Origin of the sequence: Oleidesulfovibrio sp., from assembly GCF_047973035.1 — a bacterium.
Taxonomy (GTDB): Bacteria; Desulfobacterota; Desulfovibrionia; order Desulfovibrionales; family Desulfovibrionaceae; genus Oleidesulfovibrio.
Map to the genome: position 1 here is coordinate 1 of NZ_JBKEBF010000006.1, position 18,024 is coordinate 18,024.

An 18,024-nucleotide genomic window follows, 5' to 3' on the forward strand; every position below is an offset into this window, starting at 1 on the left:
GCCACCCCAGAAAAGAAGATCCCACAAGAATAACGTTTCTCATCAAACATATTTCTCATTTTGGGTGTACAAAGAAGGGCGAAATCCAGAGTTTTTCTCATTTTGGATTTCGCCCTTCTTTTTATCCGAAACAGTCGACCTATACTCACTAGAAGGCCGCGCCAGTAGCGGATTTGGCCTATATCTGTCCTATGTTTGTCCTATCTGTTTTAGGCTCCACGCTATTTCTCATCTTGGCTGTCCCCCTATAGCAAAGCAGGATAAGTAAAGATGGAGGGAGTGCTTACGACTCTATCGTATAAAAATGCTCACACCCGGTTCATTGGCAGAGGGCCTCCATCCGTCACCATAATGTCAGAGTTGCCTAGTTGGGGGAAGGGCATTGCAATACAAGCATTTGAATATGGTAGTCTGCTACAAAATAAACCCGTTGTGCAAATTTTTGGAACTGATACCTGCTGCCTTTGTTCCTGTCAGATGGGTTATTAGTGTTACTCATGACGCTTGTCTGAAGTGCTAAACAGGGCATATGGACGACCATATCCTGTAATGAGGAGATGCTTCTTGGCGCGCGTTGCTGCCACGTAAAGCAGGGCTTGTTCCCTATCTCGTTTAAGGCGCTTTATCGTCTGGTCATCAGAGGAGGGCCCTGCAGGAGCAAGGTTTTCATCATTTGCTCCTGCAATAATCATTACGTTGAATTCCAGTCCCTTTACGCGGTGGATCGTTGCGACGCGCACTCCATCTACAGACCTGTCATCGACCTGCGATCTTTGAATTGGAAAAATCTTTATGCCCTTGTCCCTAAGCAGTTGGGAGTAAGCGTCAACAAGTTTAGTCGTTCTAGCCACGAGACATATGTCATTTAACGGTATTTCATGCTGGATAAGTGAGGAAATGTAGTTCGCCAGGGCATCGGTTTCCCCATGTATGTCTTGGAACATGCGGATATCAGGACGTTCCCCGTGCATGAGGGAGACATCTTGGTCGTTAGAGTCCAAATCTCCATCAAGGTCATCTACATGTACCCCATGCATGATGGCAGTGGCCCAATTTCTGATTTCTTCAGTGGTGCGATAGTTAATGCGGAGTTTTTTACCCCTGCCCCTGATATTGATCCCGCATTGCCCCAATACAACCTTATTCCCATATATACGCTGGTGAGCATCCCCAGTTATAAAGAGATCGTTACTGCCTTCGGGGGCCATGGATCGGATGAGTAAAAAAGCCTGTTTACTCATATCCTGTGCTTCATCGATGATGATATACCGGTATGGCTTCCGTTGCATCCCTTGGAGTAAGTGTCTTACCTCTCGCATGGCATCAGCGGGCTCACGAAGACGGTGTTCGTCCAGGGCAATGCGGTATTCCTCAAATATAGGCCAGATGAGCTGCCGTTCCTTCCGCCCCATCGGAGTTCCTCTTCCTGATCTTGAGGCCTTGAAATACTCAGCGAGAGTTGTAATTCCTTCCGGCTGGATAATGTTTTCCCATTCTTCACGGAAAAAACTGCGGCTGAACCGTTCCGTCGCTTCCGGTGGCAAGGCTTCGAATGCATGTTCCCAGAGGGGGGCTGTACGAGAGCCGTAATCAATTTCGAAACGGAAGTCGTTTTGACGAAGGAAGTCGTTCACCCATTTATCAAGGTTAACAACATGAATTCGTTCAAGAGATTTTCGGGAGCAAATAGTCTTGAGGTTGCTCTCAATATCCGCTGCCAAGTTTTTGGTAAAGGTTGTAAGAAGGATTCGATCTCCATCGTTGCATTTGTTCTCGGCAAGCCATTTAGCACGGTGCAGAGCAACAACAGTTTTACCAGTTCCGGCTCCTCCAAGAAGCCGAACCGCTCCGTTCCAATCTTTTTCGACGAGGCTGCGCTGGGAGGGGTGCAGGAATACACGCCACTTTTCTAGAGGGGCACGAAGCATAGCTTCCAGCTCTTGTTCTGAAGGATCTACAGAGAATTTTTGCAGCGAAATCGGGTTGAGTAGGGCTGTCGCAAAATCTTCTGTATTCACATGTTTCGCATTGCCTTTATATGAGTCGATTACGGTTAAGACTTCTTCCAGCGGATCGCCTTGCGCGAGGAACGTAAGGGCTTCAAAGGAGTCCACGGGTAAGGAAGGCTTAAGGGATTCCAGGTCTTCGATGGCGTGTATTCTTTTTATCAGTTCCAGTTGCGGCTCAGGCACGCCAAGTCTAAGAAAATCGCGATCTCGAATTCCGGCGAAAAGGCAGGGCAGCTCTACGGCAGGAGTCTCCGCAGGTGCGAGTACTTCATCGACAACATAAATTTGAATACAGCCTGTTTCCGGGTTTATGTCACAGCGGCGGTCTTTGGCCCATTCGTAGGCTTTATCATGATGGTCGACCCAAAGAAGTAGGTAAACGTTACCATTCTCCGGTTTCATGACGATTCCGCGATAGGTATTGTCAATTCTGACGGAGCGCAGGTTCTTGTCGCGTGCTGCGTTAATTTTCTCGTAGTTAATCCCTGACGATCTTGGGTCAGTTCTGAATTTGTTTACAAACTCTAGTACCTTGGTCTGCTGGCGCTTGGGGATCTGGGCAAATGCTGTAAAGAAGTCAGCAGAAACGGCGATGGAAATGTTGTTCATAGACATGACATGTCCTTATGCTATTTGAGTAAGCAGCTCAGAGAATGTCTTCTCGGCGTCTGCGAGATTGTAAAGCGTCCACTCAGTCAGACGGGCTTCATTTTGAAGATGAGCATAGTCCTCGGTGACGATGCCTACGTTTTTCGTGGGCCATGCGAGTTCGAGCTCGCCAAGAACGACTCCGTCACTTGTCACTTCTATGCCAACTTCCGGCACAGGGGCACGCGCTTCAATGAGTTTTGCCAAGATGGGGTGGAACTCTGGCGAGAGTAATTCGCTAAGCTCGTCCCATTCTGCCTGCTGTTCGGTATCCTTGCGTTCGGTGTCTGCTTCAGGTTGTTTTTCAAGCAGATCGTCATACAGCCCCGCTTCGATTCCGGATTGTGCAATGGCTGCGGAATGCTCCAGAAATTGAAACAGGTTGTAGCCTCGTAAGAATGCAGTCCATTCGCCTTCAAATTCCTTGCTCTCCCTGATCTCCTCCGAATCGATAAGGCAGAGTGCTGCGGAGCTTGATTGTGGTTTCTGTACGGCCGAGAAGAAACGGTGTGTTTGTGGCGATTCATGGTGGCCAAACAGAGCCGTACTATCCAGCAGGGCTGCTTGTGTAAGTGTTTCAGGAATATAGCGGGTAACCGTTTTGAGAGCCTCTTCACGGCTGGTGACAGGGGTGGTTACACCGCACATGGCATATGCATTCGCTGCTGTTTTCCATGCGTTGTTTTCCGGGGTGGTAAGAAAACGGATGAACATCCGGAAGCTGGTCATGTTTTCAAAGCGCATTTGCTTGTCTGGGCATATTCGCTCCCAGATGATGTCCTTCGCGTCAGCAGACCAGTTCTTTATGTAGTCCGGAGCCGGGAATGGCTTGTTGTCGAATACTTCCTGCACATCATGGAATGTTAACGACCAAACGACATAGCGACCTGAACGGACAATGGCCATGCGTTGCGCCATATCCTGCCCCAGTCGGTTCTTGTGCCATGTAAACCCGTCCGTATATACGACAACGGGTTGGGACGGCATTTGTGACCGGGCAGGAGTAAAGACAAAGTCTGCTCGGCTATGGATTGCGACTCCTTTCTCGGGACCAAGATCTACCTGCTGTTCGATGAACCACCGCGACTCACCGATTTCTAAGAAAAAGCCTTCGCGACCGTTTACGATCTGCCGTACAAGTTTCACCCGCAGATGTTCAGAGTTCTGGCGGCGGAGAGCCTCAATAAACCTGACTTCCAGTTCAGATTCGAACAACGAGCCTAGGGACACAGACTGAAGATCCTTCGCCGGAACGAGCTTGCTCTTATTCTTCAGTATCTGTTCAAGAATTTCTATGGCTTTCTGTTTGGAAATTGCCCGCATTTGTGAGCTGTTACGGTATGCCAAGAGGCAGCGGTAGCAACCATCCAATTCCTGTTTTTCACCACAGCTGCAGTGTGTGAGATGTTGGTATGCCATTTCAAGGACTTCGATGATACGCGCATCGCGCATCAGCTCCTTAAGGTAGCCTGTACCTCCGGGGACCGAGTCATAAATGACAAGGTATTGCTTGCGCAGTGCCCGTTCCTGCGTGTCCGGCTCTGTGTGCAGCGTGCTACGCAGGTGGCTGATGGAGCCCCCAAATCTCAGGCGCAGGCCGAGGTTGAAGGCTGCAATGAACGATTCCAGCTCTGCGGATGCCTTCCACATGCCGGTAAAGGGCAGCAGTATCTTGATCGCTTCGGAGTTGAAGTCCCGGTAGAGGTACACACAGTCCAGCACGGACTCCTTTGTCCCTTCCTTGCGGGAGGAACAACCCCAGGCGTGATCCTTGGGGCCACTGTTTAACGGGAGCAGCTTTCCGCATTGCGCACATATCCGGAACCCTTTTTTCGGTGTGTCTATGCCTGCAACTGAAAGGCCGTTTTCATCATCGGCAAATTCTCCGAAGTTGATCTCTCGGAAATTTGCGCGGGAGAGGAATGCATAACCGAAAACGGTTTCTTCCGTATCCAGCCTCCAGGCCTCGGTCACGTCCTGCGGGCTATAGCCAACGAGCAGTTGGCGCACGTAGAACTGCGGTTCCCGGGAGTCTGAATCGTCCGCAACACGGCTTTGCTGTTCAGATGTGGTGGCGAACACTTGTGACATTCGGAGCATCTGGCGCTTTTGCCCCGCATCGGCGTATAGTTCTGACCCGCAATTCGGGCATGGGCCGGGGCCATCGCTCTGGGCAACGGCAACAGAATACGAACACTCAGGGCAAAGACGCCAAGCAGTCACTTCTGAGGTTTCGATATCCACCTGATCGATGGTTACTTTGCGTTTGCCTGCGTAAAAAGTATTACCCAGGGCGAATTCTGTCAGGGCGTTTTGCGCAGCCCGCTCATACTCAAAGGTATTCACATCGTAGTTGCCATTTTCATCTGCCTTATCTTTCTTTCGATAGATGATGGAATGCAGCGTGACGCCTTGTTCTGGGAAGGCGTAGTTGGGGATCAGCCCTTCGTCGGTGAAGAAGTTGAAGATATTTTTTTGGCCTATGGCGGATGCAAGTGAACGGAGCGCTGCTACTTCCCGCTTCAGTTCCTGAATGCGTTCTTTGGTAGCCTCGCCGCCTGTTGGGTCTGCCTCAAGTTTTTTGACTTCTTCCGTCCCTTTGCTGGCCTTTTTGCGCAGGGAGTTCCTTTCCTTCAAAATGCGGCCAATGCCTTCGACAATCTTCCATGACAACGGCGGCAGTTCGGCCATGTCGCCTTCGCCTCCGGTCCTGCCATGAATGAAAACGTACAGATGTTTTTGTGCGTCAGTTGACAGCTTGCCCTCGAAGATACTCAGAAAGCGGTCCAGCAGGTCGGTTGCATTCGTTTCAATGAATCGAAGGAAGTTGTAGGGAAACGCCTGCTCATTGCGTTTTTCAACGGCGCTGATGGCAGAGACAAGCTTGTCGGGGATGTCCCGTTCCGTAATGCCTGTCATTACCCAGCGATCAAGACAGTAGGCAGTAAGCTGGCGTTCCAGCACGGCGGAGGCATTGAGGAAGACGCCGGGCGATTCAACGTCACCCGCCATCATGACGTTGGGGCTTTCGAAGAAATAGAGGTCGTGGGGCTTGGCATTGGCAATGGTGACGTTCAGCGCGTTTCCGTCCTTACGGCCTGCGCGGCCTATGCGCTGCAGGTAATTGGACTGTGACGGGGGAACAGAGCATTGCACTGTGGACGACAGGTCGCCAATATCAATGCCCATTTCCAATGTGGGAGTACAGGAGAGCAGGTTGGGGAACCATGGCTGCCGTTTTTCGCCGGAGCTTTTGAACGTGTCTTCTGTCGCTTCCCGTTCATCACGTGTGAGCAGGCCAGTATGCTCGGCCGTAAACAGGCGGGTAATGTCTCCCATGCAGTACAGCTTACCGTAATAGTCCTGCTTTGAGGGTAGCGGGGCGTATTTTCCGGTGCAGCCGTGTCTGTGGCATGGCGCTTCCGTCCATGTTGCATCTTCAGCAGAAGCGGCGGAAAGACCATGGCCACACGGGTTGCAACGGTATTGTGTTACCTGCGTAGTCAGCAGCAAGGATGAGGGATTGAGCGCCCACACCTTGTGGTTCTGGCCCCTGTTCTCCACATCCATTTCGATAATCAGGTTGCAGTCTCTGAGCGCTGCCAGCGTTCTGTCATATATCCCCTGTGTCAGGCTAATACCCAGACTTTTCAGGCGCGCAAAATTCTTGGTAGCCCACATGGTGCACCACGTGAGCTTGTTGCCTGAATGCTTGAAAACCTGTTCAAAGCGTTCCACGCCAGCACGGTTTGTCAACAGGCGGGGGAGCTTGTGCTGCGGGCCGAACGCAGGCATCCACGGTATGTGCTGTTGTGACATTCGGTACGGTTTTCCCCAATCCTGCATGTAGCCGCCTAATATCGGCAGCCACACTGCGCCATTTTGGCGCAGGTGCGTAATTATGCCGGTAATGAAAATGCGTACCTGCTCCGGAGTGATGTCCCGCAGCTCCTCATATTCATTCAGTAGCACAGGCGTCAGCCGCTCCGTAGCTTCTGTAATCAGATCCGGTTGGGGATAGGCAATGGAAGCGGAGGTTTTTTCCAGCGTTCTTCCGATTCTGGAATACAGGCTGTAGTTGGAATATATTTCCCATTCCAGACGCCGGTCTATGTCTGCGGACAGCTTGGAGGTAGCGGGGAGTTCGCCATTCTTCTTCAGCAGGTCATAGTCCTGCCGCCATTCCATGCCGGGATGGATGAAGGTGGCAAGGTATTCTGGCGTGGTAAGCGCATTTTTCCAGAATGCCGAGAAGCTGGCAGGGAACGCGGCCAATGTACTCTCACTGACTTGGTGCTGGAGGCACTGCTGCATGGCGGAGCGGAGCGTGAACCCGTACGTGCGGGCCCCGAAGAAACCTGCGCGGTGCGAAGCGTCCTGCACGTTGTCCGAGAAGGTGATGAGCTTTTTGTCATCATTGAAATGACTGGCGTACAGCAGGGAAATGATGGCGCTGGTAAGGCTGGCGGCACGCGCACCAACCAGCAGCATGCTGCTGCGGGCTTTGCAGAACGGGCAGTCCTTGGAAGAGTTGTTCGGAATGAACACCTTGATGATGTTGGGGCTATGACACTTGCGGCAGGTTCCATTCTCGGACTTGTAGGGATGGATGGCCCTGCATGAGCCGCAGATAAAACATTCCGCACCTTCTCCATTCGCTTCTTTTGCTTCCGCCACGTCCGGGAAGAACAGGCGGAAGTTGCTGTCCTTCTTTTTGAAGAAGCTGGCGTAAATGGGCTGCAGTTCGGTGCGATAGTAGCCCCGGCTGATATCCGTGAGGCCCAGCCAGCCGGAGGCGCCACATTCACGACAATGAACAAGGGGCAGGAACTGTGTGGGAGATTCCTCTGGCAGGTCGGTGGAAAAACGCAGCACAGGCTGCTTTCCTGTGGTTGCGTCTTTGGCATCCACACTGACGACCATTCGGGCCAGTTCGCGGAGCCAGAACTGCATGCGCACGTTGAGGAAGGGCAGAATGACGTCCTTCAACTGTCCGTCGTTCTCTATGGTGATCGTGCGGCGGGCGTGGCTGATGAGTGAGAGTAGGCTCAGCAGGACCAGCGAACGGTATTCTTCGGTCGCTCCGGTAATGCCACGGAAGAAGGGGCGCATGGTTTCCAGCAGTTCGCTGAAGTCCTTGATGTCCCCTTTTATTTCTCGTACCAGATTCTGGAAAAACAGGTGTTCCTTCAGTTCAGCGCCAAGGCGGACCCTGAACGGGTTGTCCTGAATAGCCTGTATTTGCTCAGTGGAAACACCATTTTTGATGGAGTCCGGGTCGAACCAGAGGCCGTATTGGGTTGAAAGATAGGCCCCCGGCGTAGGATGGTTTTCAGGACCCAGACTTTCCAGGTCGGAAGGCAGCGGCGGCATGGCGTGGCGGATGACGCCGTCGCCAAGAAACTCCACAGCGCTGACGCGGTGCTCCCGGATGATGGCTGTTTCGTCAAAGGGCTCGCCGAATACATCTTCTGCATACTGCAGCAGGTGCTTGATGCCCGCATCGGAACCGAGGGTGGCGGATGTGCCCACGCAGCACAACCCGTTGGCCGGGGTGTTCAGCCGCGCCTTGAGTCGTCGTACCAGGCAGGCAAGGTCCGTACCCTGTGCACCGTCAAAGGTGTGCAGTTCGTCCACCACCAAATACTTGAGCGTATCCGGTTCATTGAGCTGCCACAAATTGCGGTCCTGATGCCGCACGAGCATATAGTCCAGCATCTTGTAGTTGGTGAGCAGAATGTCGGGCGGCGAAGTGCGGATGACATCCTTGTCCGTAATGACGTGGTGCTCGCCCATGATCTTTTTGGGCTGCGCCTCACGCTGGCCCACGTACAAACCGGCCCGTACCATGCCGTTGAGCGAAGGGGTAGAGTGTATGAATTCCGCAATACGCCGCGCCTGGTCGGTGGCCAGCGCGTTCATGGGGTAGATGAGAATGGCCTTTATGCCGCGCTTGTGGGCATGCTGGCGGCAGTAGTCGAGCACGGGATACAGAAAACATTCCGTTTTACCGGAACCGGTTCCCGTCGCTACAAGCGTGGAAGCAGGATCGGAGCCGGAAAGCCTCTCAAACGCCTGCTCCTGATGCAGGTATGGCGGGTATTTGAGTCGCAGTTCCGGAAAGCAGTCCGCCCCGCGTGTCCCTTTGGCAAAGGGCAGCCCGAGAGACAGGTACGGCCCCTTGAAGGCATTGCCGTTACGGATGAATTCCTCCAGCAGCTCGTTGAAGTAGGGCGAGGAGATGGAGAAGTTCGTGGTCAGAAAGTCTTTGAGGCCTTGCTGTATTTGTGTAGCCGTAACTGCGGGGAGCATGCCGTCCTCGATTATCAAGCTTGAATATGATATGTAGGGAGTTGTTGACACAACTCAGGGTGCTGTCTATATTCTTAGTAGCTCATCTGCCATGAGTAGAAAGAGTAACGATGCCGTCATGCACCTTGGTGTGTGGCGGCGTTTGCATTTTGGATTGCTTGAAAGTCTTGATATTCCTTCTCAAGCTTTCTCTTCCTGTGTTCTTGAATGACAGGGTAAGCCGTCCAAAAAAGGAAGTACCCCTCCCTTTTTCTCAAGATGACTAAGTAATCTTCTTCTTCTGCCCATATACAAATATTTTTTTGCCCTTTTCTATCATTTTCCCAAACCTTTACTTCGTGTGAGTTTTCTATCACCGGTCGAGGCCACCGAATCCGTTCGCATCTCCGAAGATCAGGTGTCCGCTCTTCTTCGTGGCTTCCTTCGGAAATAATGTGCCAAAAAGTTGCGGCCTTATCGTCATGTTCCGGGTGACGCTTCGTGTTAACTGAAAGTGTTTCAAATATTGGCTTCGAATGTATGAAATCAGCATGGAAAAAGGCGTAGAGTTGGTCACAATACCTAGCCCAATCATTGTTGCACGCAGTAAACGGATAAATATCTGGGAGCCAATCATATGCCATTTTGGAGCCCCCTTTGCGCCGACCATTTGAAGATATTCATCTTCCTTTCTCTAAGAAGGGTGGTACGAGTTAAGGAGTATCCAGATGTCTGACGGATGTGGCGCAGGATGGAGAGCTTGCCCTCGCTTCCCTCAAGTTCACGGTTGGCATATGCAACGGCACCGATAAGCAGGTCGGCCAAGGGAAGGAGTTCTCCTTCATCTGATCGAATTAATTGTATTTTTCTTATAATTTCTCTTGAAAAGTCATAGTGCGCATTGGCAAGGTAATTGTGCAGGCGTTGCACTTTTACAGAGCCTTGGGTGTCTTTGTAGCCAAGATATATGTTGTAGGTGTGTTGTTGGGGGGCGATTATGACTTTGAGTAGATCAAAGTACATTTTGTAATACCAGTCATCATGTGTTTGGTTGAATCTATTGTGATCAAGGTTGTTTTTATCTTCAACAACAAGAGCTCTGAATTCAAGGTAAGGTGTTTCAAAAAAAACACGGATGAGGTCGTGGTAGAAAGCAACTCCAGCCGGTGAAACTTTGCTCCATTTAACCTCTATGCTTGTCGACAGTCCATGCCTGCTTTTAATGTCACGAATTGCTCGAGACACAGAGTGTATTTTGTCTTTGGGGCAGCTTAAAGCTCCTAACACCATGATTGGGATTCCGTCATTCTCTAAATGGCAACTTTCGTCGCAGTAGATATTAATTTCACTTGGCATTATTTATATCTCTCTCGCTGAATACAGTCCATGCGGTTTCGTAGTCTTGCTCTCTGTCGCAGCGGTCAAAGGGCGCAACGTAGGTAATGGTGCGCATAACCGGTCCTCCCGGCAGGGTGTCGTCTTCAACGGTCTTGGTGACCGTGCCTTCTTTCACGCCCTGAATGTCTTCCCAGCCAAGAGGAATGTTCTCTTCCTGCCTATGTGGTGTGTGAATGCCGTATATGGCGTCCTTTTTGTTCGCCTTTCGGGGCAGCCCCACGCCTATGAGACCCTTGGATGCCGTGAACACAATGCGTCCGTTGGCGTCGTACCACGTATCCGCTTCATACTGGCGCATGACAGGGAACTGAACTCGGTAGATGGTCTTAAGCTCATCCAGAGTCATACCCAACTCCAGGGCCACAAGCACGTCTATCTCCACCAGCGCTTGCCGGCGGGCGTAGTCCGTGCGCAGTGCGCAATCGCGCGTCCATACGGGGGTAAGGTTGGCAAAGAAGTTGTTGGGAAGACGCGGGTCTTTTTTGGTCCAACGCTCATCGGTCATGGATATAGAGAAGCATTCTTGCCATAGCGTTGCATAGTGAGTTGTTACGCAAGCTAGGGTAAGGTATCGATTTGTATTATTCGTGGATACTATTAAAGGGAATGTTCTTAGTGTTGATTCGTATACATCACTTTTACCGGTGCTTTTTAGAAAAAAATCGTATGAGCTTGAAGCACAGCATGCTGCAAACTCAATGCAAAATTTAATGTCGGAAAATGTCGTTGAGAGAACTGGATGAACATGGCCAACATTAGGTGGCGCGATAGAAGCAATTAATGAACGTTCGGCAGATGTTCCAAACATTCTTCTGTTTACAAACCTATAAAACTCCGTAACTGGCTTCTTCTCTCCCCACGGCACTTTGGGCGTGCGAGTGCGATACGTGTCTGCATCGCAGGCGGGCACGTAGTTGGTGCGGGGCAGGTAGTCGTCCGGCAGGGTGGTGAGGTCCAGAATATCGTAATGCGAGTTCTGTGTGCACTCCGCCCGTGGGGATTTATACAGCGGGTTGCCCACAAAGAAATGGGGCCCGGACAAAATGAGTTCAGAAGCGTCATTGGGGAAGCGAGTTTCACGACGCATGGTGCCGTCTTTTTGGGCATTGGTTTCATGCCACATTTCAAGGGATATGTACTCATCCCTCATATCCCCAAGTCGCTTAGGTTGTGCTGCAAACTTCTTCAGTACGTCTATCAGTTCTGCGGTATGCAGGGCTGGCAAACGCGCTTCCAGCGGTGGCGTACCCTCTGAATCATAGAGCTTGGCAAAAAGGGCCAGTTCACTATCTGTTATGGTGAGAATGCGGCTTTTGTGCCCGGCAGTGTTCCACTTGCTGTCGTCATCCTTGATGCCTGGGGCTGGGCCTGCTCCATTGTGGTCAAAGCAGTCATAAATTGTGGATGGAGCGAATACAGTCGCAACATGGGCAAAACCGGTGGTGCTTTTGGGGTGAGTCGATGAAATATTGATGCTGAATTTAGCGTGATGATCAACTTCTGCAAATAAATTCAGCTCGTTGACAAACTGGAAGTGAGCGCGAAGTCTGGAAAATGCTTCACGTCGCAAGGCTCCACCCTTGGGGTCATCATAAATCCCTTCCGGGTGCAGGAAGCCGGAAACGCCGGAGGCTGTACCCAGCATCCATGCCTGCGGCAGGAAGCATTTGTACAGGTTGGTCTGCATCCCTTTAAGATCAGGATAGTTCTGTGCTGCGTTCAGAAAGTTTTTTGTAGCGGCGGCGTCTACGTATTCATTCAAATATGGCTGCTGGATACCAAAAGTCTCCAGCGTTTCATTGCGGAGCGATGCAAGCTTGGATGCACTGAATTTACGCAGCACAAACTCGGGCTCATAATCACCCATCAGGCCGCCTTCGTTCCATTCAATCTTGAGCCACGGGGGGTTCCCCAGAATAAGGTCAAACCCGCCGCGCTTGCGGAAAACATCCGCAAACTCCAGCTCCCAATGGTGGAAACGATACCGGGCGGCTACATCCCGCACCATCTGCAGGCGGGGGAACGTGGTGCACAGCGCATCCACATCCACCAGCCCGAGGGTGCGATCAAACGGCAGTTCCATCTGTTTCTGGCCTTTAAGATGCAGACCCGGCAGCAGCATTTCGCCATTGGTGGACTGGCTCTGGTAGACCTCGCCTTCCAGCAGCAGCGACATTTCAAAAAGATATTCATCACGGCTGGGCAGCATGTCTGCCTTATCTATGGGCCAGAACCACAGGGCGCACCAGTAGTCCATGGCCAGCTTCAGGCGCTTGTACGGTGTGGCGTGGCGGATATCCGTGGCGTACTGTTCCAGTGCAAGAATGCGGTCTTTTTCCTGCACGGTGGAGGTCTGCCGCATGCTGGATTGTTCCTGCTGTCCCCACACATGAATGGGGTCGGCAGTGCGGCGGCGCAGCTCTGCCTGTTTTTCCGCATGGGCGGCCCACAGCTTGTCTATGGCGCGGGAGAGCTTGAGCAGCTGCTGGGTATGTTCCTTGGAAAAAAGCTTGGTGAACTCCTTTTTCCAGTCCTTGATCTCCTTAATCTGTGTGGGGGCGAGGTCCTTTACGACCTTATCGGTGTATTCCGCCATGCCTGCATCCGGCAGAAGGAAGTGGTACACCTGTTCCGCCTTGCGTTCTTCTGTGGGGGCAATGCGTACGGGGGGCACATCTTGCCACGTGGAACCCTTGGGCGCGCCACGGGTAATGAAGCTGGAAGGCCATACCTGACGCCGTGCTCCCACCAGCGAGTTGCCGCAGGCAAGCTGGTTGCCGAACCACGGCACAAGTCCTTCATCCGAAATGGTGTTCAGCCACAGGCTGACCTCGGCAAGCTCCACCGCAACGGGGTTAAGGTCTACGCCGAAGGTGTTGTTGTCTGAGATGAACATTTTAACGCGCTGTAGTTCGCGGCTGTATTCCTCCACGGGAATGCGCCCGCCGCGCTCCTGCTGCTTGCGTTCCAGATACAGTTCCGCAAGCTGGTTCACGGCTTCGTTCAAGAACGCTGCGGAACCCATGGCCGGTTCGCAGATGGTGAGGGTGAGCAGGTCATCCGCGCTCTTGTCCTGCACCAACTCCTTGAGTGCGTATTTGACAAGGCAGCGGGTGAGCACTTCCGGCGTGTAGTAGGAAGCGGATTTTTCGCGGTCGCGTCCGGCAAGACGATAAATGAAGGTGCCCTTGGGGTACTTTTTCGGCTCTCCTTGGTCATCCAGCACCTTTTCGTTGTCCTGATACTTGGGCAGGTCTTCGCCTTTGACAAAGTAGGCGGCTTCCAGCTCGTCATATTCAGCGTCCGGTTTTTTCACCTCGTACAGGTCGGTCTGTGCAAAGAACCCACGGTAGGAAAGCAGGGCTTCGTACACCGCACCCAACTGGTTGATGCCGAGCTGTGCGTAGGAAATGCGTCCACGACGGGCTCTGCCGTTGCCGGGGCGGGAAAGCGACATGAGCTGGATAACTTTGAGCAGCACGCTGTTGCGGAACTTCACCTTGCCCAGCATAGGCGTCTGCGCCGGATCGAATAGATGCGATTTGAGCGGGGCTATGTCGAATTCGCCGATACGGGGAATGTCGTCACCAAGGGGGTGCATATTCTTGCGATATTCACCCCGGTAGCCTTCCCAGATCATGGTGAACAAGGTGCTCAGGCTCTCATGGATATAGGAACCGACCAGTGACTCTTCCGTGGTGAGCTGCACATGCTCTAGATCACGGAGTGACTCCAAACTGTAGCCGGTGCGGTATACCTCGCTTTTGATGGGCACGTAGCCAAGCTCGGGGCGCGCCTCTATGTAGAAGAGAAAGAGCAGACGATACATGTAGCGCAGGCACTCCATGGAAAGCTGCTGCTCATCGAGGGCGCCGCCGTACATTTTGTCTTTGCGGACTGTGCGCAGATATTGCACGGCCTCATTGCCCAGCAGTTCAATGGATTCGCGCAGGGCGTATTTGAGGTCCTGCGACACGCCGAAAGCATGCTTGTGCGAGTTTTCGTCCAGCGTGTCGATAAGGGCCATGCCTTCTGCGGGGCACAGGGAATCCCGGCACAGAAAGGCCGCCATGGCCTGCAGGGTGGTGCGCTCCCTGCGGTCGAAAATCTCCTGCAGGTCAAAGCGCAGCAGTCGTTTGCGGTTCCATTTGTTGCGGTCAATTAGGACAACCTGAAAGGCGGACAGTAGCAGTACGAAGCGGGGCGGCTCCGGACGTGTGAATATGTGCCGGTTCAGAAGCTCTTCAAAGCAGGGAGCCTCGGTGTCATTTGACGGCAGCATGGAGAGGGCTGCTTCGCCTGTCAGGTACTGGTCACGGATGGGGGAGAGGGAAAACGGGTCAATGCCTTCATCCGATGCATCTACAGCCTGAATGATCCATAGCTCCGGTGCACCGCTGGTGCGGCAGACTTCACTGATAATGGGGAGGTATATGTCGCCTTCCAGCTCCCGTTCCACAGGGTGCATTTCATAATCCAGAGCCTCCAGCAGTGCCTGAGCGAACTCTGCCCTCAGCTCAAGGGTTTCACCGTTGCGGGCTTCACGCAGGCTTTTCCGAAAGCTGAAGTATTGTCTGGCAACGTCGGTCAGTTTGGTGACCGGAGACTTGCAGTTTTCTTCCGTTTCTTTACGGTTCCATTCCGTAAAAACACCTTTGAGGTCGTTTTCCAGAACAGCGGCAATGTAGTGGCTGGTGTAGAATTCGTTTTCGTTCGAAATGCCGGTGATATCTATGGCCATGGGCTATTCTCCGCCTGCGGTCAGCACTGCAATGATCTTGATGTATGGGCTGTCTTCCGTTTCAAGGGTGTCCTTGATCCAGGCCTTATATTCGTCAAAAAGCTTGTTCGTTTCCCTGCGTCTGACTTCGTTCTTGTTCTTGGTCACCTGCGGCAGGGTGTCGTCGAGAAGGTATTGGCCCAGATGGGCGTTATGCAGCGAACTCAAGCGCTGCAGCTGTTCCTGCAGAAGCGGATTAATGCGCTTTTCAAACTCTGAACGCTGATCATGCATGTAGCGTTTTGCCTGTGCGATTATGCCGGGCAGAAGCTTCTGCAGGGGCTCTGTCTGCACCACCGTGCCGGTGTTTGCGAGCTTTTCTATGCCAAGCTTTGTCCGCCCCATAACGTCCTCAAGGGAAAGGAAGCCTTTGAAGCTGCCAGCCTGTGTATGGCACCCGAACCAGTTTTGTACGATGGGGTGTCCCTTGCGGTTGGGAATAAGGCCGGAAATGAGGAATATTGCCTCGTCCTTCGATAATCTTGAGAGCGGTAACACGGGCGCTTCGAGACGTCTGAAATTGCTGATGGCTTTGTCTGATATCCACTGGACAAGAGGATCCTGTTCCCAGAGGTACTGAATGCTTGGCCAGGCGTTCTCTTCCTTGCGGCTGCGGGCTATCTCCTGCTGGATGATGTTCTTGTCATCGCACAGCATAAACGACTTGCGGCCGGACATGACTTCGGAAGGGTAGTGGCGGAAGCGGTATTTCAGTTCATCGGTAAGAGGGATTACAATACTGCGATCCTGCGTATTGACGGAGGCATCCATGTTCAGCAGTTTGAAGGCCTCGCGGGCGTATTCAAAATCGCTGGCGAAAAGGCTGGGCATGGTACCGGTAAGCGGCTGTTGCTCTGCCTTGGACGCGTCTCCAGGAGTGACGGCCGCAGTGAGCATGGCAAAAATGTCGTCTTCAACCTGGGGCTGCTGCAGGCTCTGCTCAAATTCTTCTGCGGTTTTTCCGGCTTCAATCGCTGCTGCGGTGATCCGTTCTTCTTCCCCTATGTCGTATACGCCCATAAAGGCAGAAGGGTCGCCAATGTTCTGAATAGCTTCTTCATCCTTCTGGATGAGCAGTTCAAGAATTCTGACATCACCCTTGATCTTGGGCGTTTGGCAATCTGTCATCAGGTAGGCAATGTAGGGCGTACGGGTTTGACCATAGCGGTCGATTCGTCCATTGCGCTGCTGGAAGGCCATGAGAGACCATGGGACATCGAAGTGCACCATCTTGTGGCAGAGGTAGTGCAGGTTGATGCCTTCCGAGGCAACGTCTGTGGCGATAAGCAGGCGAAGAGGGGATTGGTCCTTACCGAATTCTTCTACCACTTCCTGCTGCCTGGTGTCGGGATCATCCCCGCGCAGGGTTGTGACCTGCTTGTCGGTAAGCTGCAGAACCTTTGGCAGATGTTTGTTCAGAAACTCAAGCGTTTCAATACGTTCAGTAAAAATGACCAGTCTGTCGTCGAATGCCTTGCCAGTGAAATGGAAATGTCCGTCCTTGTCGGTCAGCACTTGAACAAGGCGCTGGAATTTGGAGAAATCCTGCTCGTTAACGGCAGAAACAGCTTTCTGGATAGCCTTGAGTTCGGCAATATCCGCAAGATCGTCTATGCCACCTGCCGCTTCCAGTTTGCGAATACGATTTTCAATGGTTTTGGCGCATGCAGCGGGCGAGGAGAAGAGCGCCTTCTCCAGTACGGTGCGGAAAAGCTGGCTGGCCCCGCGTTTTGTGTCCAACTTGGCAAAGGTGGCGTTTGCAAGGGCCTCGAAGGCGGCTTCTTCCGCAGGGGAGGCCGGTGATTTGACGGATTGAATGACCCGCTCTTTGAATTCGCTGCGTACCTGATGCTTTATATCTTTCTTGAAGCGACGGATGAAGAGGCCGCGAATGTCTTCTGGGCCGTACTTATCGGTGTTGGCTATTGCCGTCGGGTCCAGCATGTTCATGAGCGAAGCAAAGCTTTGGGCTGAGCCGTCATGCGGAGTTGCAGAAAGCATGATCAGGCTGTCGGACCGTGACGCAAGCAGCTTTGCAAGGCGAGCCCGCTGGGATTTGGCCTTGCCGCGCTCGGCTACGTTGTGGGCTTCGTCGATGATGATGGCATCCCACCATGCGTTTTCAAGGTATACCCGGTATTCCGAGTCCTGTTTGAGGGTGTCGACGGAAATGATGGATTTATCGAAATAATGGAACGGGTTGTGGTTGGTGGGAATGGTTGTACGGATTCTATTCAGGCCCACAGAGTCCAGTCGGGTAAGGGGGATGGAAAAGCGGGACCACATTTCCTTTTGAAACTGGGTAAGCATGCTTTTCACAGTCACAACGAGAATGCGGCGTCCCCTGCCGCGACGGATAAGCTCCGAAAGGAGAAGGCCGCATTCTAGAGTCTTACCAAGGCCAACGGCATCAGCAATGAGAATGCGCTGTCTGGGCTGCTTGAGGGCAAGAGCGGCGGGGTCAAGCTGATAAGGGACAGAGTCCATAGCAGCTTTGTGCCCGCAATATATCTTGTCGTCAGTAGGAACAGTCTTGCGTAACAAGCTTTCCATGTACAAAAGCGATGACCTGAAATTGGGAGACGTGTCCTGAACGAGGGTTGTTTCAGCCGGATCCATGACCACAATGCGGTCTGCCCGGGTGAGGAACTGTGCCTCCTTGTCGCGCACCAGTTCGGAGAGGCCAATGGCATGAACGACATGGCCGTTGCCCTGTGTGCGTTCGACCTTACGGACGAGCCATTGGGCATCGCGGACTATAATTCTTGCTCCTGGTGCGGGAACCGTGTTGGCCATCTCAATATTCTCCGTCTTGATCTTGCAGTGGGATTATTCTCATTTAGGTGTCACTGTGTGTTGGGGGTACTGCTAGCTTTACTATTGGTGACTGCTGAACTG

At 52.5% G+C, this 18,024-nt stretch carries 6 protein-coding genes; all 6 read right to left on the reverse strand.

What is annotated here, in order from left to right; genetic code table 11:
* Positions 1–491: 491 nt before the first annotated feature.
* Positions 492–2,624: a UvrD-helicase domain-containing protein gene (locus ACK5LI_RS01090; RefSeq protein ID WP_416945782.1), complete on the reverse strand. Its 2,133-nt coding sequence runs from the start codon at positions 2,622–2,624 to the stop codon at positions 492–494.
* A gap of 9 nt (positions 2,625–2,633) precedes the next feature.
* Positions 2,634–8,969: a DEAD/DEAH box helicase gene (locus ACK5LI_RS01095; protein WP_416945783.1), complete on the reverse strand. Its 6,336-nt coding sequence runs from the start codon at positions 8,967–8,969 to the stop codon at positions 2,634–2,636.
* A gap of 116 nt (positions 8,970–9,085) precedes the next feature.
* Entirely contained in the window at positions 9,086–9,592 is a 507-nt protein-coding gene (locus ACK5LI_RS01100) for a hypothetical protein (RefSeq protein ID WP_416945784.1), read from the reverse strand.
* Positions 9,582–10,304: a DUF3800 domain-containing protein gene (locus ACK5LI_RS01105; RefSeq protein ID WP_416945785.1), complete on the reverse strand. Its 723-nt coding sequence runs from the start codon at positions 10,302–10,304 to the stop codon at positions 9,582–9,584. Before ACK5LI_RS01105 ends, ACK5LI_RS01100 begins: the two co-directional genes overlap by 11 nt.
* Positions 10,294–15,087 carry a hypothetical protein gene (locus tag ACK5LI_RS01110; RefSeq protein WP_416945786.1) on the reverse strand — a complete coding sequence of 1,598 codons (4,794 nt, stop codon included), beginning with the start codon at positions 15,085–15,087 and terminating at the stop codon, positions 10,294–10,296. Before ACK5LI_RS01110 ends, ACK5LI_RS01105 begins: the two co-directional genes overlap by 11 nt.
* A 3-nt stretch (positions 15,088–15,090) precedes the next feature.
* Complete coding sequence (locus ACK5LI_RS01115; protein ID WP_416945787.1) at positions 15,091–17,922, reverse strand: helicase-related protein; 2,832 nt, start codon at positions 17,920–17,922, stop codon at positions 15,091–15,093.
* Positions 17,923–18,024: the final 102 nt, after the last annotated feature.